Genomic DNA, 17,933 nt, shown 5'->3' with positions numbered 1-17,933 from the left:
CCTGACACGCCCCCCCCCGTGGGGACGGCGCTACCGGGCCCGGCAGTGCGCCACGAACCGCTGGGCCACCTCGGGCGACGCCGCCCAGTGGGTGTGCAGATAGCTCGCGTGCGCGCCCCGTTCGACGTACCCCTCGACCCGCCGCTCCGGCTGGTGCAGGCCCCAGGCGGGCGTGGCCCCCGCCCCCGGCTCCAGGACCGTGCGGTGGAACTCGTGCCCGCGCATCCGGGTCCCCGCCACCGCCAGCACGCTGTCGGAGACGGCCACCGCCTGCCGGTATCCGAGGGTCAGCCGCTCGGACATCCGGGCCTCGGCGTCGAGCACCCCGCACATCGGCTTCCCGTCCAGCTCCCGCGCCAGATACAGCAGCCCCGCGCACTCGGCGGCCAGCGGGGCCCCGCTCCGGGCCAGCTCCGTGACCGCCCGCCGCAGCGGCCGGTTGGCCGACAGCTCGGGGGCGTACACCTCCGGGAAGCCGCCGCCGATCACGATTCCCGCCGTCCCCGTCGGCAGCTTCTCGTCCCGCAGCGGGTCGAAGGTCACGACCTCCGCCCCGGCCGCCGTCAACAGTTCGGCGTGCTCCGCGTAGGCGAAGGTGAACGCCGCCCCGCCCGCCACGGCGACGACGGGCCGGGGCCCCCGCACCGCGTCGTACGACCCCCGCGCCGAGGCGTACGCGGGCTCCCACGGCGCGTCCGTCAGCGCGGGCGCCGTCCGCGCCAGCGCCATCAGCGCGTCCAGGTCGCACCCGGCGCGCACCCGCTCACCCATGGCGCGTACGGCCTCCACCGCCTCCGCCCCGCGCTCGGCCACCGGGACGAGCCCCAGATGGCGCGAGGGCGTCGCAACCTGCGGAGCCCGCCGGAGCACGCCGAGCACCGGCAGCCCCGACTCGTCCAACGCGTCCCGCAGCAGCGCCTCGTGCCGGTCCGAGGCCACCTTGTTCAGGATCACCCCGCCGATCCGCACCTCCGGGTCCCAGGAGGCGAACCCGTGGACCAGGGCCGCCACCGACCGGGACTGCGAGGAGGCGTCCACCACCAGCACCACCGGGGCCCTGAGCAGCTTCGCCACCTGTGCGGTGGACGCCAGCTCGCCCTGCCCCGAGGCCCCGTCGTACAGCCCCATCACGCCCTCGACCACGGCGAGGTCGCACCCCGCCGACCCGTGCGCGAACAGCGGGGCGATCAACTCGGGTCCGCACATGTACGCGTCGAGATTCCGGCCGGGGCGGCCCGTCGCCAGGGAGTGGTAGCCCGGATCGATGTAGTCCGGGCCCACCTTGTGCGGTGAGACGGCGAGCCCGCGCGCGGCGAAGGCGGCCATCAGACCGGTGGCGACGGTGGTCTTGCCGCTGCCCGAGGCCGGAGCGGCGATGACCAGACGGGGCGCACTCACCACTCGATGCCCCTCTGGCCCTTCTGCCCCGCGTCCATCGGGTGCTTGACCTTCGACATGTCGGTCACCAGATCCGCGGCCTCGACCAGCGCGTCCGGCGCGTTGCGGCCGGTGATCACCACGTGCTGGGTGCCGGGCCGGTTCCGCATCACCTCGACGACCTCGTCGGTGTCGATCCAGCCCCAGTGCAGCGGGTAGGCGAACTCGTCCAGCACGTACAGCTTGTACGTCTCGGCCGCCAGGTCGCGCTTGACCTGCTCCCAGCCCTCGCGCGCCTTCTCCTCGTTGTCGAGCTGGCCGTCGCGCTGGACCCAGGACCAGCCCTCGCCCATCTTGTGCCAGTCGACCGTGCCGCCCTCTCCGCTCGCGCCGAGCACCTTGAGCGCGTTCTCCTCGCCGACCTTCCACTTCGCCGACTTCACGAACTGGAACACCCCGATCGGCCACCCCTGGTTCCACGCCCGGAGCGCGAGACCGAAGGCCGCCGTCGACTTGCCCTTCCCGATGCCCGTGTGGACGAACAGGAGCGGGCGGTTGCGCCGCTGACGGGTGGTGAGCCCGTCGTCCGGCACCGATGTCGGCTGTCCCTGTGGCATTAAGCGGCCCTCCCGGCTGCGGTGACGTCCTTGACGAGCCCGGCGATCGAGTCGGCCCGCAGCTCGTCGAGCGTGACGGCGGTGCCTCCCAGTTCGCGGGCGAGTTCCCCGGCGAGGCCGAGGCGTACGTACCCCGACTCGCAGTCCACGACGACCGAGGCCGTCCCCTCCGAGCGGTGCAGCCGGCCGGCCCGGCCGGCGAGCGCCACGGGCTCCGGGCCGCCGGTCGCCCGGCCGTCCGTGACCACGACCAGCAGGGGCCGCCGCGACGGATCGCGCAGGCGCTCCACCCGCAGCACGTCGTGGGCCTTGAGCAGCCCGGCGGCCAACGGGGTGCGGCCCCCGGTCGGCAGCGACTCCAGCCGGGCGGCGGCGGCGTCCACGGACGAGGTCGGCGGCAGCGCCACCTCGGCCTCCTTGCCCCGGAAGGTGACCAGGCCGACCTTGTCCCGCCGCTGGTAGGCGTCGAGCAGCAGCGACAGCACGGCCCCCTTGACCGCGCTCATCCGCTGCCGGGCGGCCATCGACCCGGACGCGTCCACGACGAACAGCACGAGGTTGCCCTCGCGCCCCTCCCGGACCGCCTGCCGCAGATCGTCCCGGCGCACCACGAGCCCGCGCCCGCTACGCCCGCGCGCCCGCTGGTGCGGCGCGGCGGCCCGCACGGTCGCGGCCAGGTGCAGCTTGGTCAGTGCCCCCTCGGGCCGCCGGGCGCCGGTCGTGCGCCCGTGCTCGGTACGGGCGCGGGAGCGCCGCCCCGCAGCGCCTTCCCCCAGCCCCGGCACGCTGAGCATCTTCGCCCGGAACGGCTCGGCGGACGCCACCGGCCGCTGCTCGCCCCCGGCGGGCCGACCGGGGGCGCCGGGCGCGTCGGGCGCGCTCCCGGGGGCCTCTGACGGCATGTCGTCCGAGCCGCCCTCGGCGTGCGGCGGGGTACGGTCCTCGCCGTCGGCCTGCGGGGGCACACCGCCGCCCCCGCCGCCGTCACCCCCGCCGTCCGGGCCGGGATCGTCGTCGTCCGGCCCGCCGTCCGGCCCGCCGGCCTCGTCCAGGGTCCGGTCGAGCTTCTCCTCGTCCAGGCCGGGCGCGTCGAACGGGTTGCGGCGGCGCCGGTGGGGGAGCGCCAGCAGCGCGGCCTGCCGCACGTCGTCGGCGGTGACCTCCTCGCGCCCCGCCCAGGCGGCCAGCGCGGTCGCGGTACGGGCCATCACGATGTCCGCCCGCATCCCGTCGACCTCGAACGCGGCGCAGGTCGCGGCGATCTGCCGCAACACGCCGTCGCCCAGCACGACCCGCGGCAGCAGGGCGCGCGCGACGGCGATCCGCTCACGCAGCGCGCCCTCCTCCTCGGCCCAGCGCGCCGTGAACCCCTCGGGATCGTCGTCGTACGCGAGCCGCCGCCGTACGACCTCCACCCGCTCGTCGGTGTCGCGGGAGGCCGAGACCTCCACGGTCAGGCCGAACCGGTCCAGCAACTGCGGCCGCAGCTCGCCCTCTTCCGGGTTCATCGTCCCGACCAGCAGGAACCGCGCCGCATGCCGTACGGAGACACCCTCGCGCTCCACGTACGAGGCGCCCATGGCCGCCGCGTCCAGCAGCAGGTCCACCAGGTGGTCGTGGAGGAGGTTGACCTCGTCCACGTAGAGGATGCCGCGATGCGCGTCGGCCAGCAGCCCCGGCTCGAACGCCTTCACGCCCTCGGAGAGCGCCCGCTCGATGTCCAGCGCCCCCACCAGCCGGTCCTCCGACGCGCCGACGGGCAGCTCCACGGTCCGCGCCGGACGCGACACACCGGCCGCCTCCGCGTGCGGCCCGTCGGGACACGCCGGATCAGGGGAGACGGGATCACAGGAGAACCGGCAGCCGGGGACCACGGAGACCTCGGGCATGAGCGCGGCGAGCGCCCGCACGGCGGTGGACTTGGCGGTCCCCTTCTCCCCGCGCACGAGGACCCCGCCGACAGCGGGGCTGACCGCGTTCAGCAACAGCCCGAGCCGCAGGTCGTCCTGCCCGACGATCGCGGTGAAGGGATACGGCGTACTCACTTGGCCTCCTGGTCGACATGAACATCAGCAACCCCGAACGCGGCGGACCGGGCGTTCTCGTCCTCCCGGGCCTTCCGGGCCTCTCCCACCGCCGCCGGGCTCCCCGCTCCCCATCCCTCCGGCGACCGGGGAGCGGGGTCCCGGACCGTGCCCCGGCTCTCCGGTGCACCCGCCCCCGCGACCCCGAGCGCCCCCGTGCCCCCGCCGGCCGCCGGCAGGGCGGGCGCCCCCGGCGGCACGAACGGCAATCCTCCGGGCGCGCCCCCTTCGATCAGCCGCCACAACGCGTCCGTGTCCGCGTGCTCCTCGACCAGATCCCCGAGCCGGTCCAGCTGCTCCTCGCGCAGCACCGCGAAGCTCGTGTCCGGCGCCGGTACGAACCGCCGCCCGGCGGCCCGCGCCACCTCCGCCAGGAACCGCCGCCGGAACGCGTCGCTCTCCAGCGACCCGTGCCAGTGCGTCCCCCACACCGCACCCACCCGGCATCCGTCCAGGAACGGCTCCCCGCCCCGCACATCGGCCACCCCGTGGTGGATCTCGTACCCCTCCACCGGCTCGCCCAGCGCCGAACCGACCGGCCGCGCCAGCGTCTTGGCCCGGTCGAAGCGGACGCGTACGGGCAGCAGTCCGAGCCCGTCCACGACCCCCGCCCGCGACTCCACCTCGTCCTCGATCCGCTCGCCGAGCACCTGGAACCCGCCGCAGATCCCCAGCACCGGCCGGCCCTCCGCCGCCCGCCGCGCCAGCGCGTCCGCGAGGCCGCGCTCGCGCAGCCAGGCCAGCGCCTTCACCGTGCCGCGCGTCCCCGGCACGACCACCAGGTCCGCGTCGGCCAGCTCCTCCGCCCGGTCCACGAACCGCACGACGACGCCCGGTTCGGCGGCCAGCGCGTCCACGTCGGTGAAGTTCGACATCAGCGGCACCGCGCAGACCGCGACCCGCAGCACGTCCTCGCCGTGCGGGGGAGCCACGACCGACTCCCGCACCGCACCCCGCAGGGAGACCCGCAGGCCGTCCTCCTCGTCGATGCCGAGCCCGTGGGCGAAGGGGAGCACCCCGTACGTCCGCCGCCCGGTCAGCCCGTACAGCATGTCCAGGCCCGGCTCCAGCAGGGAGACGTCGCCCCGGAACTTGTTCACCAGGTAACCGGCGACCAGCGCCTGGTCCTCGGGGCTCAGCAGCGCCGTGGTCCCGAAGAACGAGGCGAAGACCCCGCCCCGGTCGATGTCCCCGACCACCAGCACGGGGAAGCCCGCGGCCCGCGCGATCCCCATGTTCACGATGTCGGTGCGCCGCAGGTTGATCTCCGCCGGCGAACCGGCCCCCTCGCAGATCACCGCGTCGTACGCCGACCGGAGCTGCTCCAGGCAGTCGGTGACCGTGCCGAGCAGCGCCTCCTGACGGCCCCCGTGGTATCCCCGCGCGCTCATCTCGCCGACCGGCCTGCCCATCAGGACCACCTGACTGGACCGGTCGCCGCCCGGCTTCAGCAGCACCGGGTTCATCAGGGCCGTCGGCTCCACCCGTGCCGCCTGCGCCTGCATCGCCTGGGCCCGGCCGATCTCCGCGCCCTCGCGGGTCACGAAGGAGTTCAGCGACATGTTCTGCGCCTTGAAGGGCGCGACCTTCACACCCTGGCGCACCAGCCAGCGGCAGATGCCCGCCGTGACGACGCTCTTGCCCGCATCGGACGTGGTCCCCGCGACCAGCAGCCCACCGCTCATGCCCGCTCCCGTTCCTGTACCGCGTCCCGTGCCGGACCGTCCACGCCCGTCCCCTCGGGGCGCCCCGTGCCCGTACCGCGGCGCGTCCCCGCGGCGCGTCCCGTTCCCGTGCCCCGACCGCTCACGTCCGTCCCCGCTTCCGCCCCGCGAGGAGGCATCCCGCCGCCAGCCGGCCCGCCACGCACACCCCGAGGGCCAGCAGACCCACCCGGCGCGACAGACGCACCGCGCGTTCGATGTCCGCGCCGCGCACGTCCCGCCCGGCCGCCCCGTTCAGCACCGGCCGGTGCTCGACGCGCCCCGCGTACGCCAGCGTGCCGCCGAGCCGTACGCCGAGCGCCCCGGCGAACGCGGCCTCCACCGGCCCCGCGTTCGGGCTCGGGTGGCGGTGCGCGTCGGCCCTCCAGGCGCGTACGGCGTCCAGGGGCCGCCCGCCGCCCACCACCGCCAGCGCGGCCGTCAGCCGGGCGCCCGGCCACCCCGCCACGTCGTCCAGCCGGGCCGAGGCCCAGCCGTAGCGGCGGTAGCGGGGCGACCGGTGGCCGACCATCGCGTCGAGGGTGTTCACCGCACGGAACCCGACGAGCCCCGGCACTCCGCCGATCGCGCCCCACACCAGCGCGCCCACGACGGCGTCCGAGGTGTTCTCCGCGACCGACTCGACGACGGCGCGGGCGATCCCCGGACCGTCCAGGGCGTGCGGATCGCGCCCGCACAGATGCGGCAGCCGCCGCCGGGCCGCCTCCAGGTCCCCGGCGGTCAGCGCATCCCCGATGGCACGGGCCTCCCGGCCCAGCGACGTACCGCCGACGACGGACCAGGCGGTGGCGGCGGTCAGCGCGACGGCGAGCGCGGGGCGGGTCCGGACGGCGCGCGCGGTCAGCGCGGCGGCCCCCACGGCGCCTCCGGCGCAGACGAGGGTGTGCAGTGCGCCCCGGCCCCGGTCGTCCCGCCACAGCAGGGACTCCACCCGTGCGGCGGCCCGGCCGAACCCGGCGACGGGGTGGCCCCGCCGTGGATCGCCCAGGAGGGCGTCGGCGATCAGCCCGGCCGTGGCGCCGTACGCGAAGACGCGATCGGCCCGCACGGGTCAGCCCGCCGCGGGGAGAGGCGTTCCGGCGGCTCGGCCCGGAGTCGGGGGCACGGAATGCGGCACACGGCGGCCGGGCATGGCGTAGTCCTCACTCAGGGTCCGCGCCCTGGTTCGACGTGACGGCGACGAGAGTCTCCTGGCTCCCGGATCCGCAGTTCCCCCGGCCTTCCAGCCCGCGTACCGCGAGCCGTGACGTCCGGTGTGGGGGAGTGCTCCCCGGTGACAGTGGCGGGACCGCGCCGGATTCGCACCGGCTTCCTCTGCTGTCGCCGTAAATGGCTCCGGCAGTCCACCACGCCCCGCGAACAGCCGTCAACTCGCTGTTGACCTGCGGGGCTCCACTGTGGGCAGACGCACATCGGGCCGGACACACAGGTGTGGGTCCGGCCCGATGGAGTGCCGATGCGGGGCGCCCGGGGGCGTACGCGTGACGGGTCAGGCGACGATCAGGTAGATCCCGTACGCGACCGCCGCCGCGCACGCCGCGAAGCAGGCGTAGGCGCTGGTGCGGGCCAGCGCGGCCGACCCGCCGGAGGCGCCGCCGGACGGGGCCGACAGCTTGGAGAGGGCGACGATGCCCAGGGTGAAGAGGCCGACCAGCGCGACGGTGACCACGAGGCTGACACCGAAGACGGAGGCGAGAGCTGCCCAGTCGATTTTCATGTGGATCCGTCCTTACACCGTGGCCGTCGGCCGGGCCGGGTCGTCGGGCGCCGATGCCGGGGCCGCGATGGTGGTCATGAGGCCGGCGGCCGGGACGCCGGCGGGCGGCGGCTGGACCGCGGCCATGGCGGTGGTGACGACGCCCCGGGGCTCGTCGTCGCCGTCCGAGTCGTTGACGTTGGTGTGGTCGACCGGCTGGCGGCGCGAGGCCAGCCAGATGGCGAAGGAGCCGCCGACGAGCAGGAGCGCGGTGACGGCGATGCCCCACGTGCCCTGCTTGGTCAGGAACTCGGCGGCGGCGCCGACCAGACCGGCGGCCGGCAGCGTCAGGCCCCAGGCGACGAACATCCGGGTGGCGGTGGACCAGCGGACCACGCCCCCCTTGCGGCCGAGGCCCGCGCCCATCACGGCACCCGAGCAGGACTGGGTGGTGGAGAGCGAGAAGCCGAGGTGCGAGGAGGCCAGGATGACGGTGGCCGCACTGGTCTGGGCCGCGAAGCCCTGCGGCGGCTTGAGGTCGGTCAGGCCCTTGCCCATGGTGCGGATGATGCGCCAGCCGCCGAGGTAGGTGCCGAGGGCGATGGCGACGCCGGCGGAGACGATGACCCACATCGGCGGGTTGGAGCCGGGAGCCAGGACACCGCTGGTGACCAGGGCGAGGGTGATGATGCCCATCGTCTTCTGGGCGTCGTTGGTGCCGTGGGCGAGCGAGACGAGCCCCGCGGAGGCGATCTGCCCGGCCCGGTAGCCCTTGGCGGTGGACTTCAGCTGGTTCGGGTCGGTGACGTTCCGGTTGATCCGGTACGTCAGCCGCGTGGCCAGCATCGCGGCGAAGCCGGCGACCAGGGGGGCGGCGATCGCCGGGAGCAGGACCTTGGTGACGACGGTGCCGCCGTTGATCGAGGACCAGCCGGCCGACATGACCGCGGCGCCGATCAGACCGCCGAACAGGGCGTGGGAGGAACTGGAGGGGAGGCCGACCAGCCAGGTCAGCAGATTCCACAGGATGGCGCCGACGAGCGCCGCGAAGATGACCTCTGTTCTGAGGCCGTCCTCGTTGACGATCCCGCCGGAGATCGTCTTGGCGACCTCCACCGAGAGGAACGCGCCGATCAGGTTGAGAACGGCGGACATCGCCACCGCTGTCTTGGGTTTCAGTGCGCCGGTCGAGATGGTCGTCGCCATCGCGTTGGCGGTGTCGTGGAAACCGTTCGTGAAATCGAACACGAGAGCTGTTACGACCACAATCGCAAGCAGCAGCGTGATGTGTTCCATTTACCCAGGCAATCGTTCGACGTCAGTGGCTCGTAGAACGTAGGCAACCTGAGTGAACGGAAGATGAACTGGGCAGGGCGTTGCGGTGACCCCAAGTGGAGTGGGTCGCCTCCGGTTGTGTGCGGGAGAGGTCGTACGAGGTCCGTGGGGCGCGGCGTGGACCGCCCTTTGCCGCTTGATGGCGAACATTTTGAACGGCCGTTCGACCCCTGATGGAGATCCCCGTCACGTCCCCCCGTGACGTTCCGGTTACGCGTGTTCCCGCCTAGCCTCGCCCCATGACTCACCAGCACCCGGAATCCGTGGACCGCACGTGGCGGGACCTCGTCGGCACGGCGCGCCGCAGCGCCGCGGACGGCCTGGTCGTCGGCACGTCGGGCAATGTGTCCGCCCGCGTCGGTGACCTGATCCTGGTGACCCCCAGCGGAGTGCCCTACGACCGGCTCGGACCCGGCGACGCGGTCGGCGTCGATCCGGAGGGGCGCCAGGTCCTCGGGGAGCTGAAGCCGACCAGCGAACTCCCCCTCCACCTGGCGGTCTACCGCTCCACCGACGCCGCCGCCGTGGTGCACACCCACGCCGTGCACGCCACCGCCGTCTCCACCCTCGTCGCCGAGGTTCCGCTCGTCCACTACGCGGCGGCCATCCTCGGCGGGCCCGTCCGCACCGCCGCCTACGCCCGCTACGGCACCCCGGAACTGGCCGAGGCGATGCTCGAAGCCCTCCGGGACCGCACCGGCTGCCTGCTCGCCAACCACGGCACCGTCACCTACGGCGACACCCTCGACCAGGCGTACGACCGCACCGCCCAGCTGGAGTGGCTCTGCCGTCTCTGGCTCACCGCGAGCTCGCTCCCCGGCCGCACCCCGGCCCTGCTCGACGAGGGCCAGCTGGCCGAGGTGACGGAAGCGCTCAAGGGGTACGGCCAGAGCGGCTGACGTACGCCCGCCCCCGGACGGCCGCCGTCCACTGGCAGCCCGCCGCCCGCCCGACGACACTGAAGCGGTGCGCCCGGTAACCGCGACGGCAACGGCCGTCACCACAGTCCTCGGGGTCGGTGCGGCAGCGGTCGCGGCCGGCCGGTACGCGGGCGACGTCGCCCTCAGGCCGACGCCCGGCCGTCCTCTCCCCGCCGACCGCCGCCTCACCGTGCACGCCACGGCGGCCGGGCGGACCACCCTGACCCGCTCCTTCTCGGCGCTCCGGCCCGGCACCTACGGCCTCGCCGGGCCCGGCGTCCACGCGGTCGTCGGCCCCGTGGTCGAGGGAGCCTCCCGGGGCGCCGACACCGTCGTACGGAGGCTGGAGAGCGTCGGCCAGGGGCTCCTCGAACCCGGCGCGAAGGTCCGGCTCACCCCCGAGCTGTACGGCGGCGACCCGAGCACCGACCTCGGCCTGGACCACCAGGAGGTCGAGATCCCCGGCGAACTCGGGCCCCTGCCCGCCTGGTACGTCCCCGGCGGGCGCGACACCTGGGTGATCACCGTGCACGGCCTCGGCACGAGCCGCGCCCACCCCATGAACGTGATGGGCTTCCTGCACGGGCAGAGCCTCCCCGTGCTCGACCTCGCCTACCGGGGAGACCCCGGAGCCCCGCGCCCCGCCGACGGCGTCGGCCACTTCGGAGCCTCCGAGTGGCGCGACGTCGACGCCGCCATCCGCTTCGCCCTGCGGTACGGGGCCCGGAACGTGATCGTCCACGGCTGGTCCACCGGCGCCACCATGGCTCTGTACGCCGCCGTCGAGTCCCCGCTCCGCGACCGGATCAGCGGCATCGTCCTCGACTCCCCGGTACTGGACTGGCAGGCCACCCTGCGGGCCCTGGCCGCCGCCCGCGGCGTTCCGGCCGCGCTGCTGCCGCTCGCCGTGCGGGCCGCCCAGGGCCGGACCGGCCTGAACCCCGCCCCGGTGCTGGAGACCTCCGCCCCGGTCACCCTGGACACCCCGACCTTGATCTTCCACGGCCCCGACGACACGATCGCCCCCTGGGGGCCCTCCCGCGAACTCGCCGCCCGCCGGCCGGAGCTGGTCGCCCTCCACGCCGTACGGCAGGCTCCGCATGCGTCGATGTGGAACGCCGGCCCGGCCCGCTACGAGGAGACCCTGCGCCGCTTCCTCACCCCCCTGATGTGAGCCGATGGGGTGAACTCTCGCCCTTGTCGTCGCGCCGGGGGAACCTTTCACGTACCGGTGAAACGCCTTCCGTTTGGGCTTTCGGGCCGTCAGGGGCAAGACTGCTCCCGTGACGTCCCGTACTCCGCGCGACTCCAGGCTGCGACTTGTCCGCCCGCGACCCCTCGCCACCGCCCGCAAGGCGGTGACCACCCGGCGTACCAGGCCGGCGCCCCGGCCCCCCGAGGGGACCCCGCCCCGGGCGGAACTGGCCCGCCAGGCCAGGGCCGTCCTCGCCGACGCCGTACGCATCGCCCACTGGGCGGCCGGCACACCGGCGCCGGGCGCCACCGCCCCGCTCGCGGCCCACGCCCTCGAACGGGCGGCCACCGCCCTGGAGCTCTCCCCGGCCCGGGTCCGGGCGGGATGGGACCGGGCCCGGCTGGCCGGGCTGATCGAGCTGCACGGCGACACCGCCCGCCCCGGCTGGCGGCTGCGGGCCTGGGACCGGGACGACTCCGCCGTCCTGCGCGGCTGGGTGGCGCTCTTCGACGCCTGGTCGCTCGTCCACGCCGCCCCCGCCGGCATCGAGGCGGGCGCGGTCGCCGAAGCGGTCGAGGCCGTGCCCCAGGTGCTCTCGCTCCTCCAGCTCTCGGCGGGCCCCGTCACCGTCCCCGCCCTGCTGGACCTTCTCGGTCAGCGCGTCGCCGAACTCCAGGAGGAGCGCTGCGAAGTCCCCCTGGGACCCGGCAGACCGGCGGCCCCGGCTCCCGACGGGCCGCCCGCAGCCGCCGACGGGACGGCCGGCGGCCGGGCCGGTGCCGCCCGCGGCGGCGACCTCAACGCCCTGCTGCTCGACTGGGCCCTGGAGGGCCTCGCCGCCGTCGGGGCGCTCACCCTCGGCGACGGGCACGCCACCCTCACCCCCCTCGGCAACTGGGCGGTCTGGGTCAAACTGGAACAGATCTGCGTCGCCGCCCAGAGCCCGGCCGGGAACATCGAGCAGTCGGCCGCCGACATGCTCCTCGGCTGCGCCCGGCTGACCCCCGGCCCGGCCCGCGACGAATACCGGGCCTGGCTCGCCGCCCGCACGGTCGGCAGCGCCGTCGCCGAACTCCTCGCCGTCGCCCGCGGCGAGGACGCCCTGCTGCGCGGCCTGGCCTTCGAGGCGCTGAGGGTCGTCGGCGCCCCCGCCGAGCCGGAGGTCCGCTCCGTGCTCGCCGAGCCCTCGCTGCGCCCCTACGCGCTGCTCTGGCTCGCCGAGTACGAGGGCAACGACCCCGACGACGCCCAGGACGTCCTCAGCCGCGAGGAGGCGACCTGGCTCTGGGTCGACACCGCGGCCGCCGTCGCCGACCACGGCGAGACCGGGCTGCTGGTGCGCCACCTCGACTCCGCCGTCCAGGGCACCGTGCCGGCGCTCCTCGACGAGGTCAGGGCCGTCGGCCACCCCCGCACCGTCCAGGTCCTGGTCGCCCTGGCCGCCGCCCACCCCGACCCGGCCCTGGCCAAGGCGGTCCGCCGGGCGGCCTTCCAGGTCCACACCGGGGGATCCTGAGCCGCACGGCCGCGGACCCGCGCGGGTCCGCGGCCACCGGAACGGTCCCACGCGGGTCATCGCCTCCGGCGAACCGCGCGCAACGGTCGTCCCCGAGAGGGCTGCGGGACCGCGGGCGAAGGCCCTGCCCGCCGGACGCGGACCGTCCGTCGCCGGGCTCCGCTCAGCCGGATCCCGGCGCGTACGTCCCGAAGCTCCACACATTGCCCTCGGCGTCCCGCGCCATGTAGTCGCGGGAGCCGTAGTCCTGATCGGTGGGCTCCATCAGGATCTCCACCCCGAACTCCCTGGCGCGGGCCCAGTGCTCGTCCACCTCGTCCACCACCACGTACACCCCCGCCGGGCCCGCACCCGCCATCGCCCGCGCGAACACGCCCCCGCGCCCCTTTGAGCCGAGCATCACCCTGCCGTTGCCCTGGGACAGCTCGGCGTGGAGCACGCTGCCGTCCTCGCCCGTGTGGACCGCTTCCTCGGTGAAGCCGAGCCCCTGCGTCAGCGTCCTGATCGCCGCCTTCGCGTCCTCGTACAGGATCGTCGGGCAGACCGTCGCCACCCCGGTCGTCGCACTCGCCATCGCCCTCACCTCTCCAGCCGTCCGTACGCGCGATGTGATCTGCGTCTCAGTCTTCCACCATCCATCGACAGCGGCAGCCGTACCCGAACGGACGCAGGTGACGCAGGTGTCGCACCGGGCCACGGGCCCCGTCCGGCACGGAGACATCAGGTGGTTCGTCCCACCAGGTGTGCGGAAAAGGAGTTGCGCACCGCCGGTAGAATGGGCCGTATGGCCTTTCTCCTTGTGCATTAGCGGCGTCGAGAGACCTCCGCCCTCGTCCCTCCGCCGTCCAAACTGCCCTGGAGTTTTTCCGTGATCACCGCCTCCGGCATCGAGCTGCGCGCCGGCGCCCGCATCCTCATCGAATCCGCCTCCTTCCGCATCGCCAAGGGCGACCGCATCGGCCTCGTCGGCCGCAACGGAGCGGGCAAGACCACCCTCACCAAGTGCCTGGCGGGCGAGGGCACCCCCGCCGCGGGCACCATCACCAAGTCCGGCGAGGTGGGCTACCTCCCGCAGGATCCGCGCACCGGCGACCTCGACGTCCTCGCCCGCGACCGCATCCTCTCCGCCCGCGGTCTCGACGAGATCCTGCGCAAGATGCACGAGAACGAGGACCGGATGGCGAACGGCAAGGGCGCCACCCGCGAGAAGGCGATGAAGAAGTACGAGCGCCTGGAGACGGAGTTCCTCACCAAGGGCGGGTACGCCGCCGAGGCCGAGGCCGCCACCATCGCCGCCGCGCTCAACCTGCCCGACCGGGTCCTCGGCCAGCCCCTGCACACGCTCTCCGGCGGTCAGCGCCGCCGCGTCGAGCTGGCCCGCATCCTCTTCTCGGACGCCGACACCCTCCTCCTGGACGAGCCGACCAACCACCTCGACGCCGACTCCATCGTCTGGCTGCGCGACTACCTCAAGTCCTACCGGGGCGGTTTCGTCGTGATCTCCCACGACGTGGAACTGGTCGAGACGGTCGTCAACAAGGTCTTCTACCTCGACGCCAACCGCTCCCAGATCGACGTCTACAACATGGGCTGGAAGCTCTACCAGCAGCAGCGCGAAGCCGACGAGAAGCGCCGCAAGCGCGAGCGCCAGAACGCCGAGAAGAAGGCCGCCGCACTCAACTCGCAGGCCGACAAGATGCGCGCCAAGGCGACCAAGACCGTCGCCGCCCAGAACATGGCCAAGCGGGCCGACCGGCTGCTGGCCGGCCTGGAGGCCGTCCGCGTCTCCGACAAGGTCGCCAAGCTGCGCTTCCCCGAGCCCGCCCCCTGCGGCAAGACCCCGCTGATGGCGGAGGGCCTGTCGAAGTCGTACGGCTCGCTCGAGATCTTCACCGACGTCGACCTCGCCATCGACAAGGGGTCCCGCGTCGTCATCCTCGGCCTCAACGGCGCGGGCAAGACCACGCTGCTGCGCCTGCTCGGCGGCGCGGAGAAGCCCGACACGGGCGAGGTCATCCAGGGCCACGGCCTCAAGCTCGGCTACTACGCCCAGGAGCACGAGACCCTCGACCCGGAGCGCACGGTCCTGGAGAACATGCGCTCCGCCGCCCCGGACCTCGACCTCGTGGAGGTCCGCAAGACGCTCGGCTCCTTCCTCTTCTCCGGCGACGACGTCGACAAGCCCGCGGGCGTGCTCTCCGGCGGTGAGAAGACCCGGCTCGCGCTGGCGACCCTGGTCGTCTCCTCCGCCAACGTGCTCCTGCTCGACGAGCCGACGAACAACCTCGACCCCGCCAGCCGCGAGGAGATCCTCGGGGCGCTGCGCACCTACAAGGGCGCGGTCGTCCTCGTCACCCACGACGAGGGCGCGGTCGAGGCGCTCCAGCCGGAGCGGATCATCCTGCTTCCGGACGGGGTCGAGGACCTCTGGGGAGCGGACTACCGCGACCTCGTCGCGCTCGCCTGATCCACTGCGGATGGATCATTCGGCCTACGCGTGATCCGTCATCTGCGTGAGAGCCTCTCGTACTCCGGTGGTGCGCCGGGCGCTCGCCCGTCGTGCGCCCCCTTCCGGACGGCTTCTCCTCGTACGGCCCTGACCTGCCGGTTCTCCGGAAGATCGGGGCCGTACGCGTTCGTGGGCCCGTGGGAATCAGGGATTCCGATCGTGTCGACGCGCTCCGTGACCGGCAAACCGGATGCACCGACCTTGCCGAATGGGTGGCCAGGAAGCGCGGGAGGGGTGATCATGAGAGTCCAGAGCGCACTTCCTACGAGGAGGCACGGGTGGCCGAGACTCTGAAGAAGGGCAGCCGGGTGACCGGCGCCGCGCGTGACAAGCTCGCGGCAGACCTGAAGAAGAAGTACGACTCCGGTGCGAGCATCAGGGCGCTGGCCGAGGAAACCGGCCGCTCCTACGGGTTCGTCCACCGGATGCTCAGTGAGTCCGGAGTGACGCTGCGGGGACGCGGCGGCGCGACGCGGGGCAAGAAGGCCGCTTCGGCCTGAGGCCGCGGGTCTCCGACCTCTTCGGGCTCAACGGATTTCGGGGTGGCCACCCGGTCGACCGCAGGGTCGTCCGGGTGGTTACTGTTCAGTCACTTAGTTCCTTCGTGCTGACCGCACCCCATCCGGAGGCGCCCCATGACCTCGTTCGACACTGTGCTCGACAAGGACGGCGTACGGCTCACCGTCGACGACGCCGTCGCCACGGTGACGCTCACCAACCCGGCCAAGCGCAACGCTCAGTCTCCCGCTCTGTGGCGGGCGTTGACAGAGGCCGGACGGGCGCTGCCCGGCACGGTGCGGGTCGTGACGCTGCGCGGTGAGGGCAAGTCCTTCTCCGCCGGCCTCGACCGCCAGGCGTTCACGCCCGAGGGCTTCGACGGCGAGCCGTCGTTCCTCGACATGGCGCGCGGCCCCGAGGCGGAACTCGACGCCATCATCGCCGAGTACCAGGAGGCGTTCACCTGGTGGCGCCGCAACGACCTCGTGTCGATCGCGACGGTCCAGGGGCACGCCATCGGCGCCGGCTTCCAGCTCGCCCTCGCCTGCGACCTGCGCATCGTCGCCGAGGACGTGCAGTTCGCCATGCGCGAGACCAGCCTCGGCCTCGTTCCCGACCTCACGGGCACCCACCCCCTGGTGCACCTCGTGGGGTACGCCCGCGCGCTCGAGATCTGTGCCACCGGCCGCTTCGTGCACGCCGACGAGGCCGAGCGCACCGGCCTGGCCAACCTCGTGGTCCCCGCCGACCAGCTCGACGCTGCCGCCCGCGATCTCGCCGCCGCCCTGGTGGCGGCGCCCCGCGACGCCGTCGTGGAGACGAAGGCGCTCCTCGCCGGGGCGCTCACCCGCGACTTCGAACAGCAGCGCGTCGCCGAGCGGGCCGCCCAGGGTCGCCGCCTCCGCGACCTGGCGGGCATCACCGACTAGGAAGTGCGCCACCGGCTCAGGCGGTGGAGGACCGTGTGAGCGACGCGGCGGCCGGAGGCCGGCGCGATCGCGGGTTCCCCGACCCGCCGGGCAGGCCCGGGCGCCGGGCCGCCGGACGCGTGGTCCGGCGGGTCGGGCCCGTCCCGCCCTCCTGTCCGGCTCAGGCGCCGGAGCCGCCGATGGAGCCGGAGCCGCTCGGCCCGGTGCCGTCCGCCGGTCCCACCACGTCCGTGACCAGGACCGACACGGGGAGCGGCCGGTCCAGGGCGGCCGTCACCGCCGTGTGCACCGACCGGGCGACCTCCCGTGCGGCGCGGTTCCCGGCCGTCGCCACCTCGACCCGCACATGGTCCGCGGCGGTGAGCACCGGCGAGCCCAGGACGCGGGTGAGCGAGACGACTCCCGGTACTCCGGCGGCCGCCTCCGCCACCGGCCCGTCCGCTCCGGCGACCGGAACCGCCGGTGCCGTCCGCGCCGTCACCTGATCGGGCGCGCCGTCCGCCAGCAATGCCGTCACCGTCAGGTCCACCTCGGTGACCTTCAGGCCCAGCCGGGCCGCGGCGGCCGTGAGGAGTGCCGAGCGCAGGGCCGCCGCCGCATCGGGCAGCGGCCGGTCGAGGGAGGCCGAGAACTCCGCCTCGATCCGCAGCGGCACCGGGGGCAGCGCGCCCGGCGGTGCCGGTGCGACCGCCGGGGCGCCGGGGCCGGGAGGGGCCGCCGGAGCGCCTGCCATCGCCTCCTCCGCCGGGCCGATCCGCAGCTTCCCCAGCACCGTGCCGGGGTGGGCCGCCGCCCCGCGCAGCACCGCTGCGGCCGCCGTCTCCGCGATCCAGGCCCCTTCCGCAGGGCCGCCCAGGGGCAGCAGTCTGCCCAGGCCGAGCCTTTCCCGTACCGCAGCGGTCCATCCGTCGACCCTCTGCGGGTCCCGCGCCGTTGTCATCGCCCCAGACTGCCGTATCCACGGCGCGAGATCGTGAAAGCGCACTTAACGTGGGCTACGAAGTCCCTGTCCCGATAGTCCCGAATGTCCCGAAGGGAAGAGCGGCGATGACTGAAAGCTCCCAGCGCACCAACCCCGACAGCGGCACGGGCGGCAAGGCCCTCGGTAAGCGTGGCGGCGGCGATCCGGGCACCCGTGGCCGTACCACCATCGCCGACGGCGTCGTCGAGAAGATCGCCGGAATGGCGGCGCGCGACGTGTCCGGCGTCCACGCGATGGGCAGCGGCCTCTCGCGGACGTTCGGCGCCGTCCGCGACAAGGTCCCCGGCGGTGGGAAGTCCGTCACCCGCGGGGTGAAGGCGGAGGTCGGCGAGTCCCAGGCCGCCCTCGACCTGGAGATCGTCGTCGAGTACGGCGTGGCCATCTCCGGGGTGGCCCGTGACGTACGCGAGAACGTCGTCGCCGCGGTGGAACGCATGACCGGCCTCGAAGTCGTCGAGGTCAACATCGCGGTCAGCGACGTCAAGCTGCCGGACGAGGACGACGATGACGACCAGTCCGAACAGCGTGTCCAGTAGCCCTTCCGCGTCCGG

16 protein-coding genes and 1 riboswitch are annotated in these 17,933 nt (G+C 74.1%); of the genes, 7 read left to right on the top strand and 9 right to left on the bottom strand.

What is annotated here, in order from left to right; genetic code table 11:
• Positions 1-30: 30 nt before the first annotated feature.
• From QFZ71_RS05235 to QFZ71_RS05205, 7 genes are all read right to left on the bottom strand, one after another.
• Positions 31-1,401 carry a cobyrinate a,c-diamide synthase gene (locus tag QFZ71_RS05235; protein ID WP_307667079.1) on the bottom strand — a complete coding sequence of 457 codons (1,371 nt, stop codon included), beginning with the start codon at positions 1,399-1,401 and terminating at the stop codon, positions 31-33.
• Positions 1,395-1,994, bottom strand: a complete 600-nt coding sequence (cobO, locus tag QFZ71_RS05230) for a cob(I)yrinic acid a,c-diamide adenosyltransferase (RefSeq protein ID WP_307667078.1) — start codon at positions 1,992-1,994, stop codon at positions 1,395-1,397. The genes QFZ71_RS05235 and cobO overlap by 7 nt, the downstream gene beginning before the upstream one ends.
• Positions 1,994-4,039 carry a putative cobaltochelatase gene (locus tag QFZ71_RS05225; RefSeq protein ID WP_307667077.1) on the bottom strand — a complete coding sequence of 682 codons (2,046 nt, stop codon included), beginning with the start codon at positions 4,037-4,039 and terminating at the stop codon, positions 1,994-1,996. The genes cobO and QFZ71_RS05225 overlap by 1 nt, the downstream gene beginning before the upstream one ends.
• Complete coding sequence (locus QFZ71_RS05220) at positions 4,036-5,763, bottom strand: cobyric acid synthase (protein WP_307667076.1); 1,728 nt, start codon at positions 5,761-5,763, stop codon at positions 4,036-4,038. Before QFZ71_RS05220 ends, QFZ71_RS05225 begins: the two co-directional genes overlap by 4 nt.
• A 121-nt stretch (positions 5,764-5,884) precedes the next feature.
• Positions 5,885-6,850 carry a cobalamin biosynthesis protein gene (locus QFZ71_RS05215; protein ID WP_307667075.1) on the bottom strand — a complete coding sequence of 322 codons (966 nt, stop codon included), beginning with the start codon at positions 6,848-6,850 and terminating at the stop codon, positions 5,885-5,887.
• Positions 6,851-6,985: 135 nt separating this feature from the next.
• Positions 6,986-7,118: riboswitch (cobalamin riboswitch) on the bottom strand.
• A gap of 173 nt (positions 7,119-7,291) precedes the next feature.
• On the bottom strand, positions 7,292-7,519 hold the full coding sequence (locus QFZ71_RS05210) for a hypothetical protein (RefSeq protein WP_307667074.1): 228 nt from the start codon (positions 7,517-7,519) through the stop codon (positions 7,292-7,294).
• A gap of 12 nt (positions 7,520-7,531) precedes the next feature.
• The gene (locus tag QFZ71_RS05205; RefSeq protein WP_307667073.1) at positions 7,532-8,794 is read right to left on the bottom strand and encodes an inorganic phosphate transporter; all 1,263 of its coding nucleotides are present in this window, start codon (positions 8,792-8,794) and stop codon (positions 7,532-7,534) included.
• Positions 8,795-9,072: 278 nt separating this feature from the next.
• Here QFZ71_RS05205 and QFZ71_RS05200 point away from each other — a divergent pair, with 278 nt between their 5' ends.
• From QFZ71_RS05200 to QFZ71_RS05190, 3 genes are all read left to right on the top strand, one after another.
• Positions 9,073-9,732, top strand: coding sequence for a class II aldolase/adducin family protein (locus QFZ71_RS05200; protein ID WP_307667072.1), 660 nt, complete (start codon positions 9,073-9,075; stop codon positions 9,730-9,732).
• A gap of 67 nt (positions 9,733-9,799) precedes the next feature.
• Entirely contained in the window at positions 9,800-10,927 is a 1,128-nt protein-coding gene (locus tag QFZ71_RS05195) for an alpha/beta hydrolase (RefSeq protein ID WP_307667071.1), read from the top strand.
• Between the two features lie 184 nt (positions 10,928-11,111).
• Entirely contained in the window at positions 11,112-12,464 is a 1,353-nt protein-coding gene (locus QFZ71_RS05190) for a hypothetical protein (RefSeq protein ID WP_307671343.1), read from the top strand.
• Positions 12,465-12,627: 163 nt separating this feature from the next.
• Here QFZ71_RS05190 and QFZ71_RS05185 read toward each other — a convergent pair whose 3' ends face one another.
• Entirely contained in the window at positions 12,628-13,038 is a 411-nt protein-coding gene (locus QFZ71_RS05185; RefSeq protein WP_307667070.1) for a VOC family protein, read from the bottom strand.
• Between the two features lie 294 nt (positions 13,039-13,332).
• On the opposite strand from QFZ71_RS05185, the gene QFZ71_RS05180 reads away from it, so the two are divergent.
• From QFZ71_RS05180 to QFZ71_RS05170, 3 genes are all read left to right on the top strand, one after another.
• Positions 13,333-14,931 carry an ABC-F family ATP-binding cassette domain-containing protein gene (locus tag QFZ71_RS05180; protein WP_307667069.1) on the top strand — a complete coding sequence of 533 codons (1,599 nt, stop codon included), beginning with the start codon at positions 13,333-13,335 and terminating at the stop codon, positions 14,929-14,931.
• Between the two features lie 320 nt (positions 14,932-15,251).
• A complete protein-coding gene (locus tag QFZ71_RS05175) occupies positions 15,252-15,473 on the top strand; it encodes a helix-turn-helix domain-containing protein (RefSeq protein WP_006123601.1) in 222 nt (73 codons plus the stop codon).
• A gap of 135 nt (positions 15,474-15,608) precedes the next feature.
• The gene (locus QFZ71_RS05170; protein ID WP_307667068.1) at positions 15,609-16,400 is read left to right on the top strand and encodes an enoyl-CoA hydratase/isomerase family protein; all 792 of its coding nucleotides are present in this window, start codon (positions 15,609-15,611) and stop codon (positions 16,398-16,400) included.
• A gap of 160 nt (positions 16,401-16,560) precedes the next feature.
• Here QFZ71_RS05170 and QFZ71_RS05165 read toward each other — a convergent pair whose 3' ends face one another.
• The gene (locus QFZ71_RS05165) at positions 16,561-17,340 is read right to left on the bottom strand and encodes a hypothetical protein (protein WP_307667067.1); all 780 of its coding nucleotides are present in this window, start codon (positions 17,338-17,340) and stop codon (positions 16,561-16,563) included.
• Between the two features lie 107 nt (positions 17,341-17,447).
• Here QFZ71_RS05165 and QFZ71_RS05160 point away from each other — a divergent pair, with 107 nt between their 5' ends.
• A complete protein-coding gene (locus tag QFZ71_RS05160) occupies positions 17,448-17,918 on the top strand; it encodes an Asp23/Gls24 family envelope stress response protein (protein ID WP_307667065.1) in 471 nt (156 codons plus the stop codon).
• Positions 17,919-17,933: the final 15 nt, after the last annotated feature.

It is taken from the genome of Streptomyces sp. V2I9 (genome assembly GCF_030817475.1).
Lineage (GTDB): Bacteria > Actinomycetota > Actinomycetes > Streptomycetales > Streptomycetaceae > Streptomyces.
The sequence above is the reverse complement of the archived record's forward strand: the minus strand, read 5'-3'. Positions and strand labels throughout refer to the sequence as shown.

Excerpts from the sequence above, each read along its gene's own strand:
- cobO (WP_307667078.1), bottom strand. The coding sequence starts at position 1,994 with ATGCCACAGGGACAGCCGACATCGGTGCCGGACGACGGGCTCACCACC.
- QFZ71_RS05220 (WP_307667076.1), bottom strand. The coding sequence starts at position 5,763 with ATGAGCGGTGGGCTGCTGGTCGCGGGGACCACGTCCGATGCGGGCAAG.
- QFZ71_RS05210 (WP_307667074.1), bottom strand. The coding sequence starts at position 7,519 with ATGAAAATCGACTGGGCAGCTCTCGCCTCCGTCTTCGGTGTCAGCCTC.
- QFZ71_RS05205 (WP_307667073.1), bottom strand. The coding sequence starts at position 8,794 with ATGGAACACATCACGCTGCTGCTTGCGATTGTGGTCGTAACAGCTCTC.
- QFZ71_RS05200 (WP_307667072.1), top strand. The coding sequence starts at position 9,073 with ATGACTCACCAGCACCCGGAATCCGTGGACCGCACGTGGCGGGACCTC.
- QFZ71_RS05185 (WP_307667070.1), bottom strand. The coding sequence starts at position 13,038 with ATGGCGAGTGCGACGACCGGGGTGGCGACGGTCTGCCCGACGATCCTG.
- QFZ71_RS05170 (WP_307667068.1), top strand. The coding sequence starts at position 15,609 with ATGACCTCGTTCGACACTGTGCTCGACAAGGACGGCGTACGGCTCACC.
- QFZ71_RS05165 (WP_307667067.1), bottom strand. The coding sequence starts at position 17,340 with ATGACAACGGCGCGGGACCCGCAGAGGGTCGACGGATGGACCGCTGCG.
- QFZ71_RS05160 (WP_307667065.1), top strand. The coding sequence starts at position 17,448 with ATGACTGAAAGCTCCCAGCGCACCAACCCCGACAGCGGCACGGGCGGC.